The 24,368-nt window shown below is 35.9% G+C and carries 24 protein-coding genes and 2 pseudogenes; 21 read left to right on the top strand and 5 right to left on the bottom strand.

The genetic code is table 11. The annotated features are described in order from the left end of the window. The first annotated feature begins 15 nt into the window (after window positions 1-15). Entirely contained in the window at window positions 16-537 is a 522-nt protein-coding gene (locus PTSHG_RS02020; protein ID WP_004812176.1) for a VanZ family protein, read from the top strand. Window positions 538-1,260: 723 nt separating this feature from the next. On the opposite strand, the gene PTSHG_RS02015 is transcribed toward PTSHG_RS02020, so the two are convergent. Both PTSHG_RS02015 and PTSHG_RS02010 read right to left on the bottom strand, forming a co-directional pair. Continuing rightward, on the bottom strand, window positions 1,261-2,631 hold the full coding sequence (locus tag PTSHG_RS02015; protein ID WP_019107246.1) for a relaxase/mobilization nuclease domain-containing protein: 1,371 nt from the start codon (window positions 2,629-2,631) through the stop codon (window positions 1,261-1,263). Further along, entirely contained in the window at window positions 2,631-2,999 is a 369-nt protein-coding gene (locus PTSHG_RS02010; protein WP_019107245.1) for a plasmid mobilization protein, read from the bottom strand. The genes PTSHG_RS02015 and PTSHG_RS02010 overlap by 1 nt, the downstream gene beginning before the upstream one ends. An 807-nt stretch (window positions 3,000-3,806) precedes the next feature. On the opposite strand from PTSHG_RS02010, the gene PTSHG_RS02005 reads away from it, so the two are divergent. The 11 genes from PTSHG_RS02005 to PTSHG_RS01955 all read left to right on the top strand — a co-directional run bounded on the left by PTSHG_RS02005 (window position 3,807) and on the right by PTSHG_RS01955 (window position 15,220). Next, entirely contained in the window at window positions 3,807-4,121 is a 315-nt protein-coding gene (locus PTSHG_RS02005) for a YdcP family protein (protein ID WP_000420682.1), read from the top strand. A gap of 15 nt (window positions 4,122-4,136) precedes the next feature. Next, window positions 4,137-4,523: a YdcP family protein gene (locus PTSHG_RS02000; RefSeq protein ID WP_000985015.1), complete on the top strand. Its 387-nt coding sequence runs from the start codon at window positions 4,137-4,139 to the stop codon at window positions 4,521-4,523. Window positions 4,524-4,551: 28 nt separating this feature from the next. After that, complete coding sequence (locus PTSHG_RS01995; RefSeq protein ID WP_000813488.1) at window positions 4,552-5,937, top strand: FtsK/SpoIIIE domain-containing protein; 1,386 nt, start codon at window positions 4,552-4,554, stop codon at window positions 5,935-5,937. A gap of 177 nt (window positions 5,938-6,114) precedes the next feature. Beyond that, window positions 6,115-7,320 carry a MobT family relaxase gene (mobT, locus tag PTSHG_RS01990; protein ID WP_000398284.1) on the top strand — a complete coding sequence of 402 codons (1,206 nt, stop codon included), beginning with the start codon at window positions 6,115-6,117 and terminating at the stop codon, window positions 7,318-7,320. Window positions 7,321-7,362: 42 nt separating this feature from the next. Then, window positions 7,363-7,584 carry a hypothetical protein gene (locus PTSHG_RS01985; RefSeq protein ID WP_001009056.1) on the top strand — a complete coding sequence of 74 codons (222 nt, stop codon included), beginning with the start codon at window positions 7,363-7,365 and terminating at the stop codon, window positions 7,582-7,584. A gap of 116 nt (window positions 7,585-7,700) precedes the next feature. Then, a complete protein-coding gene (locus tag PTSHG_RS01980; RefSeq protein WP_000342539.1) occupies window positions 7,701-8,198 on the top strand; it encodes an antirestriction protein ArdA in 498 nt (165 codons plus the stop codon). Beyond that, window positions 8,173-8,679 (top strand): conjugal transfer protein, encoded by a 507-nt coding sequence (locus tag PTSHG_RS01975; RefSeq protein ID WP_000506270.1) that lies wholly within the window; start codon window positions 8,173-8,175, stop codon window positions 8,677-8,679. The genes PTSHG_RS01980 and PTSHG_RS01975 overlap by 26 nt, the downstream gene beginning before the upstream one ends. Then, a complete protein-coding gene (gene tcpF / locus PTSHG_RS01970; RefSeq protein WP_000331160.1) occupies window positions 8,663-11,110 on the top strand; it encodes a conjugal transfer ATPase TcpF in 2,448 nt (815 codons plus the stop codon). The genes PTSHG_RS01975 and tcpF overlap by 17 nt, the downstream gene beginning before the upstream one ends. A 2-nt stretch (window positions 11,111-11,112) precedes the next feature. Next, on the top strand, window positions 11,113-13,290 hold the full coding sequence (locus tag PTSHG_RS01965) for a CD3337/EF1877 family mobilome membrane protein (RefSeq protein WP_000804748.1): 2,178 nt from the start codon (window positions 11,113-11,115) through the stop codon (window positions 13,288-13,290). Further along, window positions 13,287-14,288 carry a bifunctional lytic transglycosylase/C40 family peptidase gene (locus tag PTSHG_RS01960; protein ID WP_000769868.1) on the top strand — a complete coding sequence of 334 codons (1,002 nt, stop codon included), beginning with the start codon at window positions 13,287-13,289 and terminating at the stop codon, window positions 14,286-14,288. The genes PTSHG_RS01965 and PTSHG_RS01960 overlap by 4 nt, the downstream gene beginning before the upstream one ends. Then, window positions 14,285-15,220, top strand: a complete 936-nt coding sequence (locus PTSHG_RS01955; protein WP_001224320.1) for a conjugal transfer protein — start codon at window positions 14,285-14,287, stop codon at window positions 15,218-15,220. Before PTSHG_RS01960 ends, PTSHG_RS01955 begins: the two co-directional genes overlap by 4 nt. A 240-nt stretch (window positions 15,221-15,460) precedes the next feature. Here PTSHG_RS01955 and PTSHG_RS10285 read toward each other — a convergent pair. Next, window positions 15,461-15,547, bottom strand: a pseudogene (locus PTSHG_RS10285) (hypothetical protein); the annotation flags it as partial. Here PTSHG_RS10285 and PTSHG_RS10280 point away from each other — a divergent pair. The 3 genes from PTSHG_RS10280 (at window position 15,520) to PTSHG_RS01945 (ending at window position 17,803) form a co-directional block, all read left to right on the top strand. Further along, window positions 15,520-15,582, top strand: coding sequence for a hypothetical protein (locus tag PTSHG_RS10280; RefSeq protein WP_223296035.1), 63 nt, complete (start codon window positions 15,520-15,522; stop codon window positions 15,580-15,582). The pseudogene PTSHG_RS10285 and the gene PTSHG_RS10280 sit on opposite strands and share 28 nt — an antisense overlap. Before the next feature lie 15 nt (window positions 15,583-15,597). Beyond that, entirely contained in the window at window positions 15,598-17,517 is a 1,920-nt protein-coding gene (gene tet(M), locus PTSHG_RS01950) for a tetracycline resistance ribosomal protection protein Tet(M) (RefSeq protein ID WP_019107244.1), read from the top strand. Between the two features lie 118 nt (window positions 17,518-17,635). Beyond that, a complete protein-coding gene (locus PTSHG_RS01945) occupies window positions 17,636-17,803 on the top strand; it encodes a cysteine-rich KTR domain-containing protein (RefSeq protein ID WP_000336323.1) in 168 nt (55 codons plus the stop codon). Window positions 17,804-17,862: 59 nt separating this feature from the next. Here PTSHG_RS01945 and PTSHG_RS01940 read toward each other — a convergent pair whose 3' ends face one another. Further along, a complete protein-coding gene (locus PTSHG_RS01940) occupies window positions 17,863-18,216 on the bottom strand; it encodes a helix-turn-helix transcriptional regulator (RefSeq protein ID WP_001227347.1) in 354 nt (117 codons plus the stop codon). Window positions 18,217-18,720: 504 nt separating this feature from the next. Between PTSHG_RS01940 and PTSHG_RS01935 the strand changes: the two genes are divergently transcribed. From PTSHG_RS01935 to PTSHG_RS01905, 6 genes are all read left to right on the top strand, one after another. Beyond that, entirely contained in the window at window positions 18,721-19,143 is a 423-nt protein-coding gene (locus tag PTSHG_RS01935; protein ID WP_000804885.1) for a sigma-70 family RNA polymerase sigma factor, read from the top strand. After that, a complete protein-coding gene (locus PTSHG_RS01930; protein WP_000857133.1) occupies window positions 19,140-19,370 on the top strand; it encodes a helix-turn-helix domain-containing protein in 231 nt (76 codons plus the stop codon). The genes PTSHG_RS01935 and PTSHG_RS01930 overlap by 4 nt, the downstream gene beginning before the upstream one ends. 460 nt (window positions 19,371-19,830) lie before the next feature. After that, the gene (locus PTSHG_RS01925; RefSeq protein WP_000814511.1) at window positions 19,831-20,034 is read left to right on the top strand and encodes an excisionase; all 204 of its coding nucleotides are present in this window, start codon (window positions 19,831-19,833) and stop codon (window positions 20,032-20,034) included. Window positions 20,035-20,115: 81 nt separating this feature from the next. Then, complete coding sequence (locus PTSHG_RS01920; protein ID WP_001291561.1) at window positions 20,116-21,333, top strand: tyrosine-type recombinase/integrase; 1,218 nt, start codon at window positions 20,116-20,118, stop codon at window positions 21,331-21,333. A gap of 726 nt (window positions 21,334-22,059) precedes the next feature. Continuing rightward, window positions 22,060-22,956 (top strand): copper amine oxidase N-terminal domain-containing protein, encoded by an 897-nt coding sequence (locus PTSHG_RS01910; RefSeq protein ID WP_019107242.1) that lies wholly within the window; start codon window positions 22,060-22,062, stop codon window positions 22,954-22,956. Continuing rightward, on the top strand, window positions 22,941-23,639 hold the full coding sequence (locus tag PTSHG_RS01905) for a TatD family hydrolase (RefSeq protein ID WP_148498654.1): 699 nt from the start codon (window positions 22,941-22,943) through the stop codon (window positions 23,637-23,639). Before PTSHG_RS01910 ends, PTSHG_RS01905 begins: the two co-directional genes overlap by 16 nt. Window positions 23,640-23,696: 57 nt before the next feature. Here the strand turns inward: PTSHG_RS01905 and PTSHG_RS01900 are convergent. Further along, window positions 23,697-24,368 (bottom strand): annotated as a pseudogene (locus PTSHG_RS01900) (relaxase/mobilization nuclease domain-containing protein); the annotation flags it as partial.

Below are 24,368 nucleotides of genomic sequence, written 5' to 3'. Positions count from 1 at the left end.
GAAGGGGAATTAATTATGAAATTGAAAAATCAATATATTTCAGTTGGGATGAAAGTGCTAACTGTATACTATATAATTTGGTTAATCTTTATTGTAGTATTTAAAATGACATTTTCAATCAATAATTTATTGATTGAGCGACAAATAAATTTACTACCATTTTATTATGACAATACAGTTAATATTAAAGTTATTTTTGATGAGATGGTATCAAATATACTCATTTTTTTACCTTTGGGAATTATGATTAGATCTATTTTATTTCGTAAAAACAATTTAAAAAGTATTCTTTTTGTATTTTTCTTTAGTTTAGCTATAGAGTTTTTACAGTACGCATTGTCAATTGGAGTATTTGATATAACTGATATAATTAATAATACATTAGGTGGTGTATTGGGCGTGGGAATATATAATTTAGCTTTAAAAAAATTTAAATCTAAGTTTAAAGTAGATAAATTTATTTTTTGGATAGCTTTTATTAGTGCTATTTTTATAAGTTTAGTATTAATTGTTTTTTTAAAATATAATGGTATTTAAAATTTTGATATTAACTAAATTATTAGTATCAAAATTTTTTGTATAACGGGCAAGTTCCAATACTGGGGTGAAAGTTCCTAAATAGCGTATTTGTCGACGAATTCCATAGCAATCCTGAAATTTCACATGGAGATATGTGGAAGAGAGGAACGACCTGACTTGATGAACATGAATATGATATTAAGGTTGGTTAGATATGTAGATTACAGTATACTAACAGTAGCAAACAGTGTAGTGGCAAATAGAGTAATAGTTTTAGTAACCAATGTATAGAAAAGAAGTTAGGATTAAAATAAATGCAACAAAATTCAAAGTTATTAAACCAACAAAGCTAAAATGTTTTGGATTTGAAGTCTGAAAAAGAAAAGAGAGTTGGAAGGCTAGGGAACACGAGAATTCATTATAAAAGATTAAAAGAAAATTAAATGTCCCACTGTAGATGGAAAACAGTCCTAGGGGTTTGGCGACTATTATTAAGTTGTAACTAACATAACAGGATTGTACTATATAAACAAAGAAATCCTCAAAAAGAGAGGACTTTAAAGCTGTTTTGATTATTATTTGCATTGAACTACTTGTATGTCTAATGGCACGTACGATGGTGTGAGAGGGTTATATTTAGTCCTACTCGATTTTTATTGGCAAAGGCAAAATGAGAGCTCATATTTGAAAGGGGCTGTGGAAAAGTTTCCACACTATCCTATCATTTTTTTATAGATCCAATTACTTATACAATTCATTATAAATATACTTATCAGTATTCTTTCTTAATTGAGTCAATTCATTTATCAAGATATTCTCGTTGGCGTAGTCATCCATAAGAATATCTTTTTTATTTTTGTATTCATCATATAATTTTGACAACTCTTTTATACTTGGATTTTTATATTGACACTTTTCTAAAGTATTTATTGCTTTTTCATATGCGATAATTTGAGGCTTATATTCACTATAAAAATCTTTATCATTTGGATTTTCTTTATAGGTTTTATAGATAACCTTATTTATTTTTATAGTGTTAATGTCTTCAATAGCTGCGTAAATTTTGCTCATAACTTTTTCAACATCTTTAATCTTATTTAGGATTTCTTGCCTATTAACAGCCTCTTCTTGGAGTTTAGTTTCCAAATCCATACTAGATGATAGTCCGTATTTTCTAAGCTGATTTAAGGTCTTCGCCATAGTATTCATGTTATGCTTTCTTGCCCATATTTCATAACCTTTAGAAGATTTAACCTTTTCATTACTTTCTGTGTCTATTATATTATCAAATTTCTTATAAGATTTTTTATCATAACAAATTTTGTTATTTTTGTAATTTTCATTTACCTTATTTTCAATTCTCTCTTTTATTTTCTCTTTTGTATAATCTTTTCCAAGAGTAGTTTCTCTCGCACGAATGAATCGCCCTTTTTCTCCTTGTTTTTTATGCCTGAAAGAAAGATATTTTCCAAGTTTAATTTCATAGCCATATTCTTCCATAAGCTTTAAGAAATTCTCATAGCTATTTGCTTTATTAATAGTATGATCAATAGCGATTTGAAGTTTATGTTTCCAGGATTTTCCTTTCTTAAATTCAATATATTCTTTGTAGGATTTACCATTGGTTTTATACTTTTCCTTAAATTTTACATAATCTTCATCTATAACTGATAGCTTATACTTTCTACATAAATTATCACTATGATTTCTAATTTGGTGATAAGTTTTTTTGTTACTTTGATATGCTTTACCAGTCTCAAAAGAAACATTATTAAATAGTATATGGTTGTGAATATGTCCCTTATCTATATGGGTAGTAAGAACATATTCATACTTTCCTTTTAAGATTTTTTCGCATAGTTCTATTCCTATTTGATGAGCCTCTTCAGCAGTAGTTTCTCCGGGGAAAAAAGATTGAATTAAATGTCTTGCCAAAACTTTTGCTTTAGAATTACATTCTATTTTTGTTTGTTCAAATTCTAAATGAGCAGTTATAGGGTTACAGTTTAGGGAGGAAATTAGAATTTTTCCATCTGTTTTATCACTATTCATAATATAATCAAGTGCTGCTTTTAAAGTGGATTTTATAGGATGAATTTTAGTAATTGCCATTATTCTTTCTCAGTATTTATGCTATTAGAATTAGTAAGAGAGTATATTTTTTTACGTATAGAGAAAATATCTTTTGCCTGATTTTCTAATAAGATTTTTAAATCTTCTACATCATCTTTATATATAATTGATGTAGTATTTACCCTTTTAGTAATTTGATTTATATTATTTGAAGTACGACTTATATTTGTTGACATTTCACGAAAGACATCCATATCTAATACATAAATATCTTTTTCTAAAATACATTTCATAATAAATTGCCTAAGAGTTTTACACTTAGATGCTTTATATTTTTCATTTAACAATTCTAACTCCTCATCAGATAACATTAAATAGATTCCGTTATTCCTAAATCTACTTGTCATAATTTAACCTCCTCGTATATTATAGTTGTAGTAATAAAATACTACATTTTGTTCTCAATCCCTCTTTATTATGGGATAATAATTGTATATATAGAGCTCGTAGTAAACCTCATTGAAGTTCGTCTACCTAATAAATTTATTAATAGAAATAAAAAAGAAAAACCTGTAAATTCAAGTAGGATTACTTGACTTACAGGTTTAATTTATTCTATATATTTCGTCTGGAAATCTCCTGATTTAAATTTTTATCATTCATATTGTATCACTTTTTGAGGGAATATTCAAGTTTACGTTGGGGCTATTATAAGCGTTTGTTGCTGAATTTAATTATTATAAATCTAGGGGTTTGGGGATATTCCCCAACAAGTAAAATGGGAAAAAATAAGTGATATAATCGTAGTATTCTTATTTCATTTTTAGTAAGTGCATATGCACTTACTGTGCTTGCTATTTTTGCTATTTTTGTTTAATAAAAATAGCATAAAAATCTAGTTATCCGCATAAAAACTGGACTTATCACACTTTATCAAGGTCAAAACCACTCAATTTACTACTAATTTACTACTTATGAATGAGCTTTGATACGACGATTTATCCTTGAAAAGTGAAGATATAAAGATACTTCCAATAAAATTTGAATATTTAATAGGTAGACACTTCAAAAAATGAGGTGTCTATTTTTTTACCCGATTTTGAAAGGAAGTGAACTTATGAAAACAAAAAATCAAGAATCAAAAGGTCGTTCCCCACTCTTTAAGACCATCAAACATTCATTCAGCCAATAAAAAAGAAAGGATAGGTAAAAATATGGAACTTAAATTTGTGATTCCCAACATGGAAAAAACATTCGGCAATTTAGAATTTGCTGGCGAGGATAAAGTCGTTCAGCGAAGAATCAACGGACGGCTAACTGTCTTATCAAGAAGCTATAATCTCTATTCTGATGTTCAAAGAGCAGATGATATTGTGGTGGTGCTTCCTGCTGAAGCTGGCGAAAAACATTTCGGCTTTGAGGAACGTGTGAAGTTAGTCAATCCACGTATTACCGCAGAGGGCTACAAAATCGGCACTCGTGGTTTTACAAATTACCTTTTACATGCTGACGACATGATAAAAGAATAAAGAAAGAGAGGAAAAATGATGAGATTAGCAAATGGCATTGTATTAGATAAAGACACGACTTTTGGAGAATTGAAATTCTCTGCTCTACGTCGTGAAGTGAGAATCCAAAATGAAGACGGGTCGGTTTCAGATGAAATCAAGGAACGTACCTATGACTTAAAATCCAAAGGACAAGGACGCATGATTCAAGTAAGTATTCCTGCCAGCGTGCCTTTGAAAGAGTTTGATTATAACGCACGGGTGGAACTTATCAATCCCATTGCGGACACCGTTGCTACTGCCACCTATCAAGGAGCAGATGTTGACTGGTATATCAAGGCAGACGATATTGTGCTGACAAAGGATTCTAGTTCATTCAAAGCTCAACCACAAGCAAAGAAAGAACCGACACAAGACAAATAGTCGCTAGGTAGAAAGGAGACTTTTTCGCATGAAACAGCGTGGTAAAAGGATTCGCCCATCTGGTAAAGATTTAGTCTTTCATTTTACGATAGCGTCACTCCTGCCTGTTTTCCTGCTGGTTGTCGGACTGTTTCATGTGAAGACAATCCAGCAGATCAACTGGCAGGATTTTAACCTATCACAAGCAGATAAGATTGACATTCCCTATTTAATTATCAGTTTCAGTGTCGCAATTCTTATCTGCTTGCTGGTAGCGTTTGTATTCAAACGGGTTCGCTATGATACGGTTAAACAACTTTACCACCGTCAAAAACTGGCAAAGATGATACTTGAAAACAAGTGGTATGAATCTGAACAGGTCAAAACAGAGGGTTTCTTTAAAGATAGTGCTGGTCGTACAAAGGAAAAGATAACCTACTTCCCTAAAATGTATTATCGACTTAAAAATGGCTTGATACAGATACGGGTGGAAATCACGCTGGGAAAATATCAAGACCAACTCTTACACTTGGAAAAGAAATTAGAGAGTGGCTTGTACTGTGAGCTGACGGATAAAGAGTTAAAGGATTCCTATGTGGAATATACTTTGCTCTATGACACCATAGCCAGTCGTATTTCTATTGATGAAGTAGAAGCTAAAGATGGTAAACTTCGCTTAATGAAAAACGTATGGTGGGAATATGATAAGCTCCCTCATATGTTGATTGCTGGTGGTACAGGTGGCGGTAAAACTTACTTTATACTGACACTGATTGAAGCCTTGCTTCATACAGATTCAAAACTGTATATTCTTGACCCGAAAAATGCTGACCTTGCGGACTTAGGTTCTGTGATGGCAAATGTCTACTATAGAAAAGAAGACTTGCTTTCTTGCATTGAAACATTCTATGAAGAAATGATGAAACGTAGTGAGGAAATGAAGCAGATGAAGAACTATAAGACTGGCAAAAATTATGCTTACTTAGGTCTCCCGGCACACTTCTTAATCTTTGATGAATACGTCGCTTTCATGGAAATGCTGGGAACAAAAGAAAACACCGCAGTTATGAATAAGCTGAAACAGATTGTCATGTTAGGTCGTCAAGCTGGCTTCTTTCTAATACTGGCTTGTCAACGTCCAGACGCAAAATATTTAGGCGACGGAATCCGTGATCAGTTTAATTTCAGAGTGGCTTTAGGTCGTATGTCTGAAATGGGCTATGGCATGATGTTTGGCAGTGACGTACAAAAGGATTTCTTCTTAAAGCGAATCAAAGGTCGTGGCTATGTTGATGTAGGAACAAGTGTCATATCAGAGTTTTATACTCCCCTTGTACCAAAAGGATATGATTTCTTGGAGGAAATTAAAAAGTTATCCAACAGCAGACAGTCCACGCAGGCGACGTGCGAAGCGGAAGTCGCAGGTGTGGACTGATCTTGCTGGCTGGTGTGGCAATAGCCACGCCAGCACTTAACCCCCCGTATCTAACAGGGGGGTACAAATCGACAGGAAACAGTCAAAAAAACATTAGAAAATCCTTTGGTTACAAGGGATTTACAAAATTTCAGCGTATGTCAAATGGGCTTTAAAAGTTGACATACGCCTTTTTGATTGGAGGGATTTTTACTGAATGAACAAACTTGGTTACAGCATTTAAAAGAAAAACGCTTGGCTTATGGACTATCTCAAAACCGTTTAGCTGTTGCGACTGGTATTACAAGGCAGTATCTAAGCGATATTGAAACAGGAAAAGTCAAGCCATCAGAGGATTTACAGCAGTCCCTTTGGGAAGCTCTGGAACGCTTCAATCCCGACGCTCCCCTTGAAATGCTGTTTGATTATGTAAGGATTCGCTTTCCGACAACAGACGTACAGCAGGTGGTCGAAAACATCTTACAACTGAAACTGTCCTATTTTCTTCATGAGGACTATGGTTTCTATTCTTATTCAGAGCATTATGCTTTAGGCGACATATTCGTCCTTTGCTCCCATGAACTGGACAAAGGAGTTCTGGTGGAATTGAAAGGTCGTGGGTGCAGACAATTTGAAAGCTATCTTCTGGCACAACAAAGAAGCTGGTATGAGTTCTTTATGGACGTTTTGGTGGCTGGCGGTGTGATGAAACGCCTTGACCTTGCCATTAACGATAAGACAGGGATTTTGAATATCCCTGTACTCACTGAAAAGTGCCAACAGGAAGAATGTATCTCCGTCTTCCGCAGTTTTAAAAGCTATCGCAGTGGCGAACTGGTACGCAAAGAGGAAAAGGAATGTATGGGAAACACCCTCTATATCGGTTCATTACAAAGTGAAGTTTATTTCTGTATCTATGAAAAGGACTACGAGCAGTACAAGAAAAATGATATTCCCATTGAAGACGCAGAAGTAAAAAACCGTTTTGAGATTCGATTGAAAAATGAGCGTGCCTATTATGCAGTCCGTGATTTACTCGTCTATGACAATCCAGAGCATACCGCCTTTAAAATTATCAATCGGTATATCCGTTTTGTAGATAAAGACGATTCCAAACCTCGTTCTGATTGGAAACTGAATGAAGAATGGGCTTGGTTTATTGGGAACAATCGTGAACGATTAAAACTAACCACAAAACCAGAGCCTTACTCCTTCCAAAGGACGCTGAACTGGCTATCTCATCAAGTTGCCCCGACCTTAAAGGTTGCGATTAAACTTGATGAAATCAACCAGACGCAGGTTGTAAAAGACATTCTCGACCATGCGAAACTGACAGACCGACACAAGCAGATTTTGAAGCAACAGTCAGTAAAAGAACAGGACGTGATAACAACAAAAAAATAACTCAAATACAAATTCATTGAATATAGAGAGGAGAACATTTTTATGAATTTTGGACAAAACCTTTATAACTGGTTTCTATCAAACGCTCAATCACTGGTGCTTTTAGCAATCGTTGTGATTGGCTTGTATCTTGGCTTCAAGCGTGAGTTTAGCAAACTGATTGGCTTTTTAATTATTGCGATTATTGCGGTTGGCTTAGTCTTCAACGCTGCTGGAGTAAAAGACATTTTACTAGAGCTATTCAATCGCATTATTGGTGCTTAAATAAAACCGTTCTTTTGTGGAATATAAGTGGTTTTCTTATGTTCCGCAAAGGAATGGTACACCAAACGAAGTGCGGTAGGGATTTTTGAATCTCTACAAAGAAAGGACGTGAATATATGGACGATATGCAAGTCTATATTGCGAATTTAGGCAAATACAATGAGGGCGAATTGGTCGGTGCGTGGTTTACCTTTCCCATTGACTTTGAGGAAGTCAAAGAGAAAATCGGCTTGAATGATGAATATGAGGAATACGCCATTCATGACTACGAGTTACCCTTTACGGTTGACGAATACACTTCCATTGGCGAACTCAATCGACTATGGGAAATGGTATCGGAATTACCCGAAGAATTACAATCGGAGCTATCTGCTCTGCTCACTCATTTTTCAAGCATTGAAGAACTAAGCGAACATCAAGAGGATATTATCATTCATTCCGATTGTGATGATATGTATGACGTGGCACGCTACTACATTGAAGAAACGGGTGCTTTAGGCGAAGTACCAGCTAGTCTTCAAAACTATATTGATTATCAAGCCTATGGTCGGGATTTAGACCTTTCAGGAACGTTTATCTCAACCAATCATGGGATTTTTGAAATCGTCTATTAAATCTGTCGGTACATTACTACTGGCAGATTTTCTATTTTACGGGGTGGCTCAATCAGCTACCCCTATTTTTTATGAAAGGATTGATTACATGAAGAAAATACGAAGCTATACCAGTATCTGGTCTGTGGAAAAGGTACTGTATTCTATCAATGATTTTAGACTTCCGTTTCCCATAACCTTTACGCAAATGACATGGTTTGTCGTGTCACTCTTTGCAGTGATGATACTTGGCAACTTGCCCCCTCTTTCCATGATAGAGGGAGCATTTCTCAAATACTTTGGGATTCCTGTGGCTTTCACATGGTTTATGTCTACAAAAACTTTTGATGGTAAAAAGCCTTATGGATTTTTGAAGTCTGTCATTGCTTATGCACTGCGACCAAAGCTGACCTATGCAGGAAAAAAAGTAACGCTTGGCAGAAACCAGCCACAAGAAGCCATTACAGCAGTTAGGAGTGAATTTTATGGCATATCCAATTAAATACATTGAAAACAATCTCGTCTGGAATAAAGACGGGGAATGTTATGCTTACTATGAGCTTGTTCCTTACAATTACTCATTTCTAAGTCCAGAACAGAAAATACAAGTGCATGATTCTTTCAGACAGCTTATCGCACAAAATCGTGATGGCAAAATTCATGCTTTACAAATCAGTACAGAATCCAGCATACGTTCTGCACAAGAGCGTTCCAAAAATGAAGTCACTGGCAAGCTCAAAGCGGTTGCCTATGACAAAATCGACCAACAGACAGACGCTTTAATATCCATGATTGGCGAAAATCAAGTGAACTACCGTTTCTTTATCGGCTTTAAGTTGCTTCTCAACGATCAGGAGTTTTCTATGAAAAGTCTTACCGTTGAAGCAAAAAATGCTTTGTCTGATTTTGTCTATGATGTGAACCATAAGCTGATGGGCGATTTTGTTAGTATGAGTAATGATGAAATCCTGCGTTTTCAGAAGATGGAAAAGCTCTTAGAAAATAAAATCTCTCGTCGTTTCAAAATCCGCAGGTTAGATAAGGACGACTTCGGCTATCTGATTGAACACCTTTACGGACAGACAGGCACTGCCTATGAAGAGTATGAGTACCATCTATCAAAGAAAAAGCTGGATAATGAAACGCTGATTAAATACTATGACTTGATTAAGCCTACTCGCTGTTTGGTGGAAGAAAAACAGCGATATTTGAAAATCCAGCAGGAAGATGAAACCGTCTATGTAGCTTACTTTACCATTAACAGCATTGTCGGAGAACTGGACTTCCCGTCCTCTGAAATCTTCTACTACCAGCAACAGCAATTTACATTCCCGATTGATACGTCAATGAATGTGGAAATTGTAGCGAATCGTAAAGCCCTATCTACTGTCCGCAATAAAAAGAAAGAACTGAAAGACTTGGATAACCACGCTTGGCAAAGTGATAATGAAACCAGCTCCAATGTGGCGGAAGCTCTGGAAAGTGTGAATGAGCTGGAAACCAATTTAGACCAAAGCAAGGAATCTATGTACAAGCTGTCTTATGTGGTAAGGGTATCAGCAAATGATCTTGACGAACTCAAACGTCGTTGTAATGAAGTGAAAGATTTTTATGACGATTTAAGCGTAAAACTGGTACGACCATTTGGGGATATGCTCGGCTTACATGAAGAATTTTTACCTGCCAGCAAGCGTTATATGAATGATTATATTCAATACGTGACCTCTGATTTCCTCGCTGGTTTAGGTTTTGGTGCTACTCAAATGCTGGGGGAAAATGAGGGGATTTATGTTGGCTACAGCTTAGATACTGGACGCAATGTCTATCTGAAACCTGCTCTTGCCAGTCAAGGGGTTAAGGGTTCAGTAACCAATGCGTTAGCGTCGGCTTTTGTTGGTTCGCTGGGTGGTGGTAAATCCTTTGCGAATAACCTTATCGTCTATTATGCGGTGCTTTATGGGGCACAAGCAGTGATTGTAGACCCAAAAGCAGAACGTGGCAGATGGAAAGAAACCTTGCCAGAGATTTCCCATGAAATCAATATCGTCACTCTGACTTCTGATGAGAAAAACAAAGGCTTACTTGACCCTTATGTGATTATGAAAAATCCCAAAGATTCTGAATCACTGGCTATTGATATTCTGACATTCCTTACGGGGATTTCCTCTCGTGATGGGGAACGCTTCCCAATCCTTAGAAAAGCCATTCGTGCAGTAACCAATAGTGAAGTACGAGGGTTGATGAAAGTGATTGAGGAATTACGGGTTGAGAATACGCCACTAAGTACCAGTATAGCCGACCATATCGAAAGTTTTACAGACTATGACTTTGCACATTTATTATTCAGTAATGGTTATGTGGAGCAGTCTATCAGCTTAGAAAAACAACTGAACATTATACAGGTTGCGGACTTGGTACTTCCCGACAAGGAAACTTCCTTTGAGGAATATACCACTATGGAGCTTTTATCCGTTGCTATGCTGATTGTCATTAGTACCTTTGCTTTAGACTTTATCCATACAGACCGAAGCATTTTCAAGATTGTAGATTTAGACGAAGCATGGAGCTTTTTACAGGTAGCACAAGGAAAAACACTATCTATGAAGCTGGTTCGGGCTGGTCGTGCTATGAACGCTGGGGTATATTTCGTGACCCAAAATACAGACGACCTCTTAGATGAAAAACTGAAAAATAACCTCGGCTTAAAATTTGCATTTCGTTCCACTGACCTTAACGAGATTAAAAAGACCTTAGCCTTTTTTGGTGTAGACCCAGAGGACGAAAACAATCAGAAGCGATTGCGTGATTTGGAAAACGGGCAATGCCTTATCAGTGATTTATATGGTCGTGTCGGTGTGATACAGTTCCACCCTGTATTTGAAGAACTGCTCCATGCCTTTGATACCAGACCACCTGTGCGAAAAGAGGTGTAAATGTGAAACCATCAATAGTAAACAGAATAAAATCAAACTGGACGCTGAAACGTCTAGGTAAAGTGGCAATGACAGTGGCTTTCACACTTGTGATTGCCATTTTTCTTTTAGCCATGCTGGGAACGGTGGTTCAAGCTGCGGGCTTGGTAGATGATACGGTCAATGTGGCAAATGAATACAGCCGATACCCACTTGAAAACTATCAACTGGATTTTTATGTGGATAATAGCTGGGGCTGGCTTCCGTGGAACTGGTCGGACGGGATTGGAAAACAGGTCATGTATGGACTATATGCCATTACCAATTTTATTTGGACAATCAGTTTGTATGTTTCCAATGCGACAGGTTACTTAGTACAGGAAGCCTATTCCTTAGACTTCATTTCCGCTACAGCAGATTCCATTGGTAAGAATATGCAGACCTTAGCTGGTGTGAGTGCAAACGGATTTTCAACAGAGGGTTTCTATGTTGGATTCCTCTTACTCTTGATTTTGGTTCTTGGGGTTTATGTTGCCTATACGGGACTGATAAAGAGAGAAACCACAAAGGCAATTCATGCCATTATGAATTTTGTGCTGGTGTTTATCCTATCGGCTTCCTTTATTGCCTACGCTCCCGACTACATTAAAAAAATCAATGACTTTTCATCAGACATCAGTAATGCCAGTTTATCACTTGGCACGAAGATTGTCATGCCCCATTCCGATAGTCAAGGCAAGGACAGCGTGGACTTAATCAGAGATAGCCTGTTTTCCATACAGGTTCAGCAACCGTGGCTACTGCTTCAATACAACAGTTCAGACATTGAAAGTATCGGTATTGACCGTGTGGAAAGCCTGCTCTCCACCAGCCCAGATTCCAACAATGGCGAAGACAGAGAAAAAATTGTTGCGGAAGAAATTGAAGACAGAAGCAATACCAATCTAACCATTACAAAGACCATTAACCGTTTAGGTACAGTCTTCTTCCTATTTGTCTTCAATATTGGGATTTCCATATTTGTATTCCTATTAACAGGAATCATGATTTTCTCGCAGGTACTTTTTATCATCTATGCTATGTTTCTGCCTGTGAGCTTTATTTTAAGCATGATTCCATCATTTGATGGTATGTCAAAACGAGCCATAACAAAGCTCTTTAATACCATTTTGACACGAGCTGGAATCACATTGATTATTACGACAGCATTTAGTATTTCAACCATGCTCTATACCTTATCGGCTGGTTATCCGTTCTTTTTGATTGCTTTTCTACAGATTGTGACCTTTGCAGGAATCTACTTCAAGCTGGGCGATTTAATGAGTATGTTTTCTCTACAGAGTAACGATTCTCAAAGTGTGGGAAGTCGTGTGATGAGAAAACCTCGTATGCTTATGCACGCTCACATGCACCGTCTACAGCGGAAACTTGGACGTTCCATGACTACTCTAGGGGCTGGGTCTGCCATTGTTACAGGTAAAAAAGGACAGTCGGGTTCGGGGAGTTCTGCAAGGACACAAGCAGATCACTCCCGACCAGACGGAAAGGAAAAATCAACACTTGGAAAACGTATCGGTCAAACCATCGGTACAGTAGCTGATACCAAAGACAGAATGGTAGACACTGCTAGTGGTTTGAAAGAACAGGTTAAAGATTTGCCGACCAATGCAAGATATGCAGTATATCAAGGAAAATCCAAAGTAAAAGAGAATGTCCGTGATTTAACCAGTAGTATTTCTCAAACCAAAGCGGACAGAGCCAGTGGACGCAAGGAACAGCAGGAACAAAGGCGAAAAACCATTGCGAAGCGTCGCTCTGAAATGGAACAGGTCAAACAGAAAAAACAGCCTGCTTCTTCTGTTCATGAAAGACCGACTACAAGACAAGAACAATATCATGATGAACAGACCTCAAAACAGTCTAATATTCAGACTTCATATAAGGAATCTCAACAAGCCAAACAAGAGCGTCCAGCAGTTAAGTCCGATTTTTCAAGTCCAAAAGTGGAACGCCAAGGCAATACCGTTCAAGAAAAAACCGTTCAAAAGCCAGCAACTTCAACCACTACAGCAGATAGAACTTCACAACGTCCAATCACAAAAGAACGTCCGTCTACTGTTCAAAGAGTACCACTACAAAATACAAGAAGTAGACCACCAATCAAAACCGCCACCATTAAGAAAGTCGGTAAGAAACCATGAAGTTGAAAACTTTAGTGATTGGTGGTTCTGGATTATTCTTGATGGTCTTCTCACTGCTTCTGTTTGTTGCCATTTTATTTTCAGATGAACAGGACAGCGGAATTTCCAATATTCATTATGGAGGTGTGAATGTTTCCGCAGAAGTGCTGGCTCATAAGCCTATGGTAGAAAAATATGCCAAAGAATATGGCGTTGAAGAATATGTCAACATACTTCTTGCGATTATACAGGTGGAATCGGGCGGTACTGCGGAAGATGTTATGCAGTCCTCGGAATCCCTCGGTCTTCCACCTAATTCATTGAGTACAGAAGAATCCATTAAGCAAGGTGTGAAGTATTTCAGTGAATTATTAGCCAGTAGCGAAAGGCTCAGTGTAGATTTAGAATCGGTTATCCAGTCCTACAATTATGGTGGTGGTTTCTTAGGGTATGTGGCTAATCGTGGAAATAAATATACCTTTGAACTGGCTCAAAGTTTCTCAAAAGAGTATTCAGGTGGCGAAAAAGTGTCTTACCCCAATCCCATAGCCATACCTATCAATGGGGGCTGGCGATACAACTATGGCAATATGTTTTATGTGCAACTGGTAACGCAGTATCTTGTCACAACAGAGTTTGATGATGATACGGTACAAGCCATCATGGACGAAGCACTGAAATATGAGGGCTGGCGATACGTTTACGGTGGAGCTTCCCCGACTACTTCTTTTGATTGTAGCGGACTGACACAATGGACGTATGGAAAAGCTGGAATTAACTTACCACGAACCGCACAACAGCAATATGATGTGACCCAGCATATCCCACTATCGGAAGCACAAGCTGGCGATTTGGTTTTCTTTCATTCTACCTATAACGCTGGCTCTTATATTACTCATGTTGGGATATACCTTGGCAATAACCGTATGTTTCATGCAGGCGACCCAATCGGTTATGCCGACTTAACAAGCCCCTACTGGCAACAGCATTTAGTGGGAGCAGGACGAATCAAACAATGAGAAAGGAAGATTTAATGATGAAATTTAGAAAAAATCAGAATAAAGAAAAACAGATACCAAAGGAAAAGAAACCTCGTGTCTACTATAAGGTCAATCCTCATAAAAAGGTTGTGATTGCCTTGTGGGTACTTTTAGGGCTTAGTTTCAGCTTTGCGATATTCAAGCACTTTACAGCTATAGATACTCATACTATTCACGAAACAACTATCATAGAAAAGGAATACGTTGATACTCATCATGTAGAAAATTTTGTAGAGAACTTTGCGAAAGTCTACTATTCATGGGAGCAATCCGATAAGTCCATTGATAATCGAATGGAAAGTCTAAAAGGCTATCTGACAGATGAACTTCAAGCTCTCAATGTTGATACAGTACGCAAAGATATTCCTGTATCGTCTTCTGTAAGAGGATTTCAGATATGGACGGTAGAGCCAACTGGCGACAATGAGTTTAATGTAACCTACAGTGTAGACCAGCTCATTACAGAGGGAGAAAATACAAAGACCGTCCACTCTGCTTATATAGTGAGTGTCTATGTAGATGGTTCTGGAAATATGGTACTGGTTAAGAATCCGACCATTACCAACATACCTAAGAAATCAAGTTATAAACCAAAAGCCATTGAAAGTGAGGGGACGGTTGATTCCATTACAACCAATGAAATCAATGAGTTTTTAACGACGTTCTTCAAGCTCTATCCTACAGCGACAGCCAGTGAACTTTCCTACTATGTGAATGACGGGATATTAAAACCAATCGGAAAAGAGTACATCTTTCAAGAACTGGTAAATCCTATTCACAATCGTAAGGATAATCAAGTCACGGTATCGCTGACAGTGGAGTATATCGACCAGCAGACCAAAGCAACGCAGGTATCTCAATTTGATTTGGTACTTGAAAAGAACGGGAGTAATTGGAAGATTATAGAATAACAAATATTGGTACATTATTACAGCTATTTTGTAATCACGTACTCTCTTTGATAAAAAATTGGAGATTCCTTTACAAATATGCTCTTACGTGCTATTATTTAAGTATCTATTTAAAAGGAGTTAATAAATATGCAGCAAGGTATTCTTAAATAAACTGTCAATTTGATAGTGGGAACAAATAATTGGATGTCCTTTTTTAGGAGGGCTTAGTTTTTTGTACCCAGTTTAAGAATACCTTTATCATGTGATTCTAAAGTATCCAGAGAATATCTGTATGCTTTGTATACCTATGGTTATGCATAAAAAATCCCAGTGATAAAAGTATTTATCACTGGGATTTTTATGCCCTTTTGGGTTTTTGAATGGAGGAAAATCACATGAAAATTATTAATATTGGAGTTTTAGCTCATGTTGATGCAGGAAAAACTACCTTAACAGAAAGCTTATTATATAACAGTGGAGCGATTACAGAATTAGGAAGCGTGGACAAAGGTACAACGAGGACGGATAATACGCTTTTAGAACGTCAGAGAGGAATTACAATTCAGACAGGAATAACCTCTTTTCAGTGGGAAAATACGAAGGTGAACATCATAGACACGCCAGGACATATGGATTTCTTAGCAGAAGTATATCGTTCATTATCAGTTTTAGATGGGGCAATTCTACTGATTTCTGCAAAAGATGGCGTACAAGCACAAACTCGTATATTATTTCATGCACTTAGGAAAATGGGGATTCCCACAATCTTTTTTATCAATAAGATTGACCAAAATGGAATTGATTTATCAACGGTTTATCAGGATATTAAAGAGAAACTTTCTGCCGAAATTGTAATCAAACAGAAGGTAGAACTGTATCCTAATATGTGTGTGACGAACTTTACCGAATCTGAACAATGGGATACGGTAATAGAGGGAAACGATGACCTTTTAGAGAAATATATGTCCGGTAAATCATTAGAAGCATTGGAACTCGAACAAGAGGAAAGCATAAGATTTCAGAATTGTTCCCTGTTCCCTGTTTATCACGGAAGTGCAAAAAACAATATAGGGATTGATAACCTTATAGAAGTGATTACGAATAAATTTTATTCATCAACACATCGAGGTCAGTCTGAACTTTGCGGAAAAGTTTTCAAAATTGAGTATTCGGAAAAAAGACAGCGTCTTGCATATATACGTCTTTATAGTGGCGTACTGCATTTGCGAGATTCGGTTAGAATATCGGAAAAGGAAAAAATAAAAATTACAGAAATGTATACTTCAATAAATGGTGAATTATGTAAGATTGATAGAGCTTATTCTGGAGAAATTGTTATTTTGCAAAATGAGTTTTTGAAGTTAAATAGTGTTCTTGGAGATACAAAACTATTGCCACAGAGAAAAAAGATTGAAAATCCGCACCCTCTACTACAAACAACTGTTGAACCGAGTAAACCTGAACAGAGAGAAATGTTGCTTGATGCCCTTTTGGAAATCTCAGATAGTGATCCGCTTCTACGATATTACGTGGATTCTACGACACATGAAATTATACTTTCTTTCTTAGGGAAAGTACAAATGGAAGTGATTAGTGCACTGTTGCAAGAAAAGTATCATGTGGAGATAGAACTAAAAGAGCCTACAGTCATTTATATGGAGAGACCGTTAAAAAATGCAGAATATACCATTCACATCGAAGTGCCGCCAAATCCTTTCTGGGCTTCCATTGGTTTATCTGTATCACCGCTTCCGTTGGGAAGTGGAATGCAGTATGAGAGCTCGGTTTCTCTTGGATACTTAAATCAATCATTTCAAAATGCAGTTATGGAAGGGATACGCTATGGTTGCGAACAAGGATTATATGGTTGGAATGTGACGGATTGTAAAATCTGTTTTAAGTATGGCTTATACTATAGCCCTGTTAGTACCCCAGCAGATTTTCGAATGCTTGCTCCTATTGTATTGGAACAAGTCTTAAAAAAAGCTGGAACAGAATTGTTAGAGCCATATCTTAGTTTTAAAATTTATGCGCCACAGGAATATCTTTCACGAGCATACAACGATGCTCCTAAATATTGTGCGAACATCGTAGACACTCAATTGAAAAATAATGAGGTCATTCTTAGTGGAGAAATCCCTGCTAGGTGTATTCAAGAATATCGTAGTGATTTAACTTTCTTTACAAATGGACGTAGTGTTTGTTTAACAGAGTTAAAAGGGTACCATGTTACTACCGGTGAACCTGTTTGCCAGCCCCGTCGTCCAAATAGTCGTATAGATAAAGTACGATATATGTTCAATAAAATAACTTAGTGTATTTTATGTTGTTATATAAATATGGTTTCTTGTTAAATAAGATGAAATATTTTTTAATAAAGATTTGAATTAAAGTGTAAAGGAGGAGATAGTTATTATAAACTACAAGTGGATATTGTGTCCTGTATGTGGAAATAAAACACGATTAAAGATAAGGGAAGATACTGAATTAAAAAAATTCCCCCTCTATTGTCCGAAATGCAGACAAGAAAATTTAATTGAAATAAAGCAGTTCAAAGTAACTGTGATTACAGAGCCAGACGCAAAGACGCAGAGCCGATAAAATGAGATTAATACAATCTCATTTTATCGGCTCTTTCCGTTATGTATGGATTCTTTTAATTAGTCTTCGATGTTTCTTGCTTCGTTGATACCGCTGGCTAAAGATTCCATTAAGGATAGTTCTTTGTCTGTAAAGCTATCCATGTATTTCTCTATCTGTAATCGTCGGGTGCTTTTTACCAAGTTATTAGCAGGTAAGAAAAATTCATCAACGGAAACATGAAGTAACGATACAAGGTCATAAAGAACTTGTATGCTGGGGTGTTGCCCTTTATTTTCAATATTAGTTAAGTACCGTGGGTCAATTTCAATCAATGCTCCCACTTGTTCACGAGTTAAACCTCGTTTCAATCGAGCTTCTTTAATGGCTAAACCAAAGGCTCTAAAATCATATTTATCTTCTTTTTTACGCATAGTAGACCACCTCTATACATTTTATTGTTCCTACTGAATTAAAAACAGGTATAGAAAAACGTGTTATATGGTTTATAGGTTTATATTTAATAAAAAGCACTACTAAACGCCAATAAAAAAAACCGTTATATGGTAGTGCTATTTACGCTGTTAAAATATTGTATATTACTTCCAAATGGCGGTTTGTTGGAGGTCAACGTCGCCATGAAGTACATCATATACAATAAATTTCCTTACATTGGGTTCTTGTCAAAAAAAGTCGTCTATCTGCAATAGATAAGTACGTCCACCAATGTGGTTTTATAAATCATATAGATAGAATAACAGAAGCATGTAAACAGAGAAATAAATCTGTTTATATGCTTTTTTGGCTATTCAGAACTTTTTTACAAAGTTTATTTATCAGTAATGCAACAAATCCCCCTTTCACATTGGGACTAAGAGTGAAAGGAGATAAACGAGCAAGGCTCACTTCCTTTCCTAGACAGAAAGGGGGTGAGAAACATGAAACCATCTTCTTTTCAGACCACAATAGAAAATCAGTTTGACTATATCTGTAAACGTGCTATGGAAGACGAGCGAAAGAATTATATGCTTTATCTTTCAAGGATTGCAAAGCGTGAGGTGTCCTTTTCGGATGTTGGCGATTATCTTGTTAGCCAGTTTGCGACAACAGATAACTATTCAACTGACTTTCAGATTTTTACACTCAATGGGTTATCAGTAGGCGTTGAAAATGATTTGTTGAGTGAAGCATTACGTGAGTTGCCAGACAAGAAACGTGAAATTCTACTGCTGTTTTACTTTATGGACATGAGCGATTCAGAAATTGCAGACCTGTTGAAATTGAACCGTTCTACTGTCTATCGGCATAGAACCAGTGGACTAGCCTTAATTAAAAAGTTTATGGAGGAATTTGAAGAATGAAAACACAATATCCTATGATTCCCTTTCCTCTCATTGTAAAGGCAACAGATGGCGATACCGAAGCGATTAACCAGATTCTACATCATTACAGAGGGTACATAACGAAGCGTTCCCTACGACTTATGAAAGATGAATATGGCAATCAAAGTATGGTCGTTGATGAAGTCTTACGTGGAAGAATGGAAACCAGACTGATTACAAAGATTTTGTCATTTGAAATTAAGTAATATCCTCTCTCCTTTCGTGGAAGCGTGCTAAACCATTCCACGCTTCCCGAACAGGGAGGTTTGTTATTCCACCAAAGCATATTGAGCTTTCAATGTGTTTTGATAGGCTAACGAGCCATTGTTCTTTGAAAACTGAATAAAAGTAATCGAATACGTTTCGATAAGAAAAGAGCCAACGGAACTAACCGCCATGACCTATCTTATAAAGATAGCGAGCGATTCATGTTAGTGATCCGAGAAGCAATCTTTAGCAGGATTGCCTGCAACGACATTCTTATCGTGATAATGATACTCCCATACAGTCAATAGTCCGAGCGTGATAAAACCGTCGCAGGCAATGAGTATGGCTACATGAGAACCATGCAGGGGTGGAACTCCCGTGAGCTTTGCTAAAGCTGTTCGATTGCTGGTAAAACAACTTTTATGAAATCCAAATAAGTGATTTGGAAAGGAGGATTTTATGAAGCAGACTGACATTCCTATTTGGGAACGTTATACCCTAACCATTGAAGAAGCGTCAAAATATTTTCGTATTGGCGAAAACAAGCTACGACGCTTGGCAGAGGAAAATAAAAATGCAAATTGGCTGATTATGAATGGCAATCGTATTCAGATTAAACGAAAACAATTTGAAAAAATTATAGATACATTGGACGCAATCTAGCGTCGCCAAAGGGTCTTGTATATGATAAAATAGTATTAAGTCGTATCAAGGCTCTTTCCATAAAGGAAAGGAGCAAATGCCATGTCAGAAAAAAGACGTGACAATAAAGGTCGAATCTTAAAGACTGGAGAGAGCCAACGAAAAGACGGAAGATACTTATACAAATATATAGATTCATTTGGAGAACCGCAATTTGTTTACTCGTGGAAACTTGTGGCTACAGACCGAGTACCAGCAGGAAAGCGTGATTGTATCTCACTTAGAGAGAAAATCGCAGAGTTACAGAAAGACATTCATGATGGTATTGATGTTGTAGGAAAGAAAATGACACTCTGCCAGCTTTACGCAAAACAGAACGCTCAAAGACCAAAGGTTAGAAAAAACACTGAAACTGGACGCAAATATCTTATGGATATTTTGAAGAAAGACAAGTTAGGTGTAAGAAGTATTGACAGTATTAAGCCATCAGACGCTAAAGAATGGGCTATTAGAATGAGTGAAAATGGTTATGCTTATCAAACCATCAATAACTACAAACGTTCTTTAAAGGCTTCATTCTATATTGCTATACAAGATGATTGTGTTCGGAAGAATCCATTTGACTTTCAACTGAAAGCAGTTCTTGATGATGATACTGTCCCTAAGACCGTACTAACAGAAGAACAGGAAGAAAAACTGTTAGCCTTTGCAAAAGCTGATAAAACCTACAGCAAAAATTATGATGAAATTCTGATACTCTTAAAAACAGGTCTTCGTATTTCAGAGTTTGGTGGTTTGACACTTCCAGATTTAGATTTTGAGAATCGTCTTGTCAATATAGACCATCAGCTATTGAGAGATACTGAAATTGGGTACTACATTGAAACACCAAAGACCAAAAGTGGCGAACGTCAAGTTCCTATGGTTGAAGAAGCCTATCAAGCATTTAAGCGAGTGTTAGCGAATCGAAAGAATGATAAGCGTGTTGAGATTGATGGATATAGTGATTTCCTCTTTCTTAATAGAAAGAACTATCCAAAAGTGGCAAGTGATTACAACGGCATGATGAAAGGTCTTGTTAAGAAATACAATAAGTATAACGAGGATAAATTGCCACACATCACTCCACATAGTTTGCGACATACATTCTGTACCAACTATGCAAATGCAGGAATGAATCCAAAGGCATTACAGTACATTATGGGACATGCTAATATAGCCATGACGCTGAACTATTACGCACATGCAACATTCGATTCTGCAATGGCAGAAATGAAACGCTTGAATAAAGAGAAGCAACAGGAGCGTCTTGTTGCTTAGTAGTACAAATGAATTTACTACTTATTTACCACTTCTGACAGCTAAGACATGAGGAAATATGCAAAGAAACGTGAAGTATCTTCCTACAGTAAAAATACTCGAAAGCACATAGAATAAGGCTTTACGAGCATTTAAGAAAATATAAAAAGATAATTAGAAATTTATACTTTGTGTTTACTAAAAAAAACAAAGAACTTTATGCAAATTTTCACAAGTATTATTTTATACTATTCTCTGCTTATTCTATTAGACAAAATAGGGAGTGTAATTTTCAACTACAAACTTCTTAACTTTTTGTCTTATAAGGCTATGGGATTTTTTTATCACTATACTCACTATGATCTTTATTTATTTGGTGACATTGTTTTAAAATCAATAGATGCCATATTACTTGTTAAACTCATTCAATTAATAGCTTTTGGTATTTTTATTTTTGGCTTCAATACAGAATCGAGAGGAAAGCTAAAAACTCGAAAAAAGGCAAATTGAGTCATAATGAAAAAATTTAGAAAAAGTTCTAGAAGATTGCAAGTTATCAGAAGAATTATAAGAGTTTGAACAATATATTATAGAAGAAGATTTATTAAAAGCTTTCACTTCTGTGAGAGCTTTTTTGATGCTTTATTATAAATTTGTTAAATATTAAGATAAACCATTTATTTACACTTGCGTGGGTATATAGTATACATAAGCAAAGTAATAAAAAGTGATAAAAGGAGGTTTATTATGAAAAAGTTTTTATCATTTCTTTTAGTATTTGTGCTAGTTTTGTCCATGTCTATGAGTATTTCTATGGCGAAGCTTGATGAGACTGGTGCAAAGGAAATTAGTTTTGGAACTGATAGGGGAGCTGAAGATGCCATTATATGTATCGCTGACAAAACTTATCCTGTTAAGAATGGAACTATATTATTCATCAATGGAGAGATAATTCCTGAAGCTGAGGTAATCATGGACGGCGACAAGGCAATGCTACCACTAAGGCTTATTGCTGAAAAGCTTGGCTACGAAGTTGGCTGGAATAATAAAGAAAGAAAAGTTACTCTTGTAAAGGATGATAAAAATTTAAGAGTTGCCATTGGCAAAGATGATTCTAATGCTAAGATTTTCAAAGACCGCAGTTATGTTCTAGCAAGTTTTGTTGAAAAAAATCTTGCCGAAAGTGCTGTAGTGACTGAAGGTCTAGCTAAGGACTTTAAAAAATTCTACGACACTAATATGCCTATAACTCAAGATAAGACTATTGAAAGAAGCTTAAGAAATGTCATAATTGATGAAAAGCACGAGTACAAGGACAATATTAGCTCGGATGACGCAATGAAGCTAGTTAAGGAGAAATGTCTTGAAGGTCTAAAGAATTTTGAAAAAGTTATGAAGGAAAAAGCAAAGGACGAGCCGGGTAGATTTGACGATGACATAAAATTAATCGAAAAAGATATCAATAGAATGATCTACATTGGCGAAGTATCTAAGTTTTATAGATACACAATAGGACCTTACGATGTTTTATATGACAGAACAGATGGCAAAATCTACTTCCAAATATATCAAGCAGAAACTAGAATTAAGGAAGTGGATGTAAATGATCCAAATCTGTATATGGCGATATTTATCGTAGGATAAAAAATGATAAAAAACTCCTCATCATTGATTTTCATTGCCATCCAGATTTATATAAAAACAATTTTAAAATATTAAACAATGGTAATAAAATAGTGTTTATGACAAATTTACCAGTTTTGTTTGAAAGATACTATCCAAAATATAAAGATTCTACAAATACTTTTTTAGCTTTAGGCTATCATCCAGAACTGATTGAAGAGTACCCTAATTACTTTGACAATTTTAAACGAAATTTGTATAAAACTAGGTTTGTAGGAGAAATTGGTCTAGATAATTCTGAAAGCAATAAAAAATCTTTTGAAAAACAACTAAAAATATTTCGAGAAATAATGTATGAGTGTAATAAAAACGATGGCAAGATTATATCAATTCACTCAAGAAAAGCTGAAAGTGTTATATTTGAAGAGCTAATTAACAACAATAATATATATATTCTACATTGGTACACAGGAGCTCTTAAAAGACTACTAGATGGTATGATGAATAGTTCAAACATATATATATCTGTCAATTTAGATATGACAACAACAAAAAAAGGTACTGATTTAATTCAAAGTGTACCTATAGATAGAATTGTTTTAGAAACAGATGCTCCTTTTACAAAAGAAAGTAAAAAAAGATATGATTATAAAATCTTAGAAGATACTATTATTCAAATAGCAAAAATAAAAAAAGTAACTTAGAGAATGTTACCATTCAAATTAAAGCTAATTCAAAGAAGATATTAGGATAGGAAGTAGTTACCTCTCTACTTCCTTTCCATAATAATTTTCATAGTTTTTCCTATACTGAACGAGGTCAGAAAATTGTTCTTTATTCAAAGAATACTCTTGCATAAGGGTGTTCTTTTTTTCTTGCATTTTATCGAGGTTTGATAGTATTTCTTTTGTATTTGGCAGTTTTTTATAGTTTTTTAAAATTTCTTTTGCGGCTATTTTATAGACGGAAAGTTCACTGTAATATTCTTCTGCAAATTGTTTATCATCAGGATTTTTCTTATGGTATTTATAGATTTCACGATACTTATTTATAGTATTTATATTTTCCATATCTTGTGATAAACTCTTCATTTCAGTTTCAATTTTCTTTATTTTATCTAATAAGCCTTGTCTATCATCAGCAGATTTTTTGATCAGGTTATCGAGTTGAGTAATTGAATTAATTCCTTGTTCTCTAAGTTTAATTATTGAATCAGCCATTGTTTTGATATTGTGTTTTCTTGCCCAGACTTCGTAACCTTTAGAGGATTGAGCTTTTTTATTAGTAGATATATCAATGACGTTTCCTACACGTTTTTTAATAGGATTAGCTTTATTTTTAATTGCTAAATCTATTCTTTCTTTGATTTTTTCTTCGGCATAATCTTCTCCGATAGTCTTAGCTCTTGTAAATCTCGGCTTATCTTTATGGCG

This window comes from Peptoniphilus senegalensis JC140, assembly GCF_000321025.1.
Classification (GTDB): Bacteria; Bacillota; Clostridia; order Tissierellales; family Peptoniphilaceae; genus Peptoniphilus_A; species Peptoniphilus_A senegalensis.
The sequence above is the reverse complement of the archived record's forward strand: the minus strand, read 5'-3'. Positions and strand labels throughout refer to the sequence as shown.

Coding starts and splice junctions, on each gene's coding strand:
- PTSHG_RS02020 (WP_004812176.1), top strand. CDS start 16: ATGAAATTGAAAAATCAATATATTTCAGTTGGGATGAAAGTGCTAACT.
- PTSHG_RS02015 (WP_019107246.1), bottom strand. CDS start 2,631: ATGGCAATTACTAAAATTCATCCTATAAAATCCACTTTAAAAGCAGCA.
- PTSHG_RS02010 (WP_019107245.1), bottom strand. CDS start 2,999: ATGACAAGTAGATTTAGGAATAACGGAATCTATTTAATGTTATCTGAT.
- PTSHG_RS02005 (WP_000420682.1), top strand. CDS start 3,807: ATGGAACTTAAATTTGTGATTCCCAACATGGAAAAAACATTCGGCAAT.
- PTSHG_RS02000 (WP_000985015.1), top strand. CDS start 4,137: ATGATGAGATTAGCAAATGGCATTGTATTAGATAAAGACACGACTTTT.
- PTSHG_RS01995 (WP_000813488.1), top strand. CDS start 4,552: ATGAAACAGCGTGGTAAAAGGATTCGCCCATCTGGTAAAGATTTAGTC.
- PTSHG_RS01985 (WP_001009056.1), top strand. CDS start 7,363: ATGAATTTTGGACAAAACCTTTATAACTGGTTTCTATCAAACGCTCAA.
- PTSHG_RS01980 (WP_000342539.1), top strand. CDS start 7,701: ATGGACGATATGCAAGTCTATATTGCGAATTTAGGCAAATACAATGAG.
- PTSHG_RS01975 (WP_000506270.1), top strand. CDS start 8,173: ATGGGATTTTTGAAATCGTCTATTAAATCTGTCGGTACATTACTACTG.
- tcpF (WP_000331160.1), top strand. CDS start 8,663: ATGGCATATCCAATTAAATACATTGAAAACAATCTCGTCTGGAATAAA.
- PTSHG_RS01960 (WP_000769868.1), top strand. CDS start 13,287: ATGAAGTTGAAAACTTTAGTGATTGGTGGTTCTGGATTATTCTTGATG.
- PTSHG_RS01955 (WP_001224320.1), top strand. CDS start 14,285: ATGAGAAAGGAAGATTTAATGATGAAATTTAGAAAAAATCAGAATAAA.
- PTSHG_RS01940 (WP_001227347.1), bottom strand. CDS start 18,216: ATGCGTAAAAAAGAAGATAAATATGATTTTAGAGCCTTTGGTTTAGCC.
- PTSHG_RS01935 (WP_000804885.1), top strand. CDS start 18,721: ATGAAACCATCTTCTTTTCAGACCACAATAGAAAATCAGTTTGACTAT.
- PTSHG_RS01930 (WP_000857133.1), top strand. CDS start 19,140: ATGAAAACACAATATCCTATGATTCCCTTTCCTCTCATTGTAAAGGCA.
- PTSHG_RS01925 (WP_000814511.1), top strand. CDS start 19,831: ATGAAGCAGACTGACATTCCTATTTGGGAACGTTATACCCTAACCATT.
- PTSHG_RS01920 (WP_001291561.1), top strand. CDS start 20,116: ATGTCAGAAAAAAGACGTGACAATAAAGGTCGAATCTTAAAGACTGGA.
- PTSHG_RS01910 (WP_019107242.1), top strand. CDS start 22,060: ATGAAAAAGTTTTTATCATTTCTTTTAGTATTTGTGCTAGTTTTGTCC.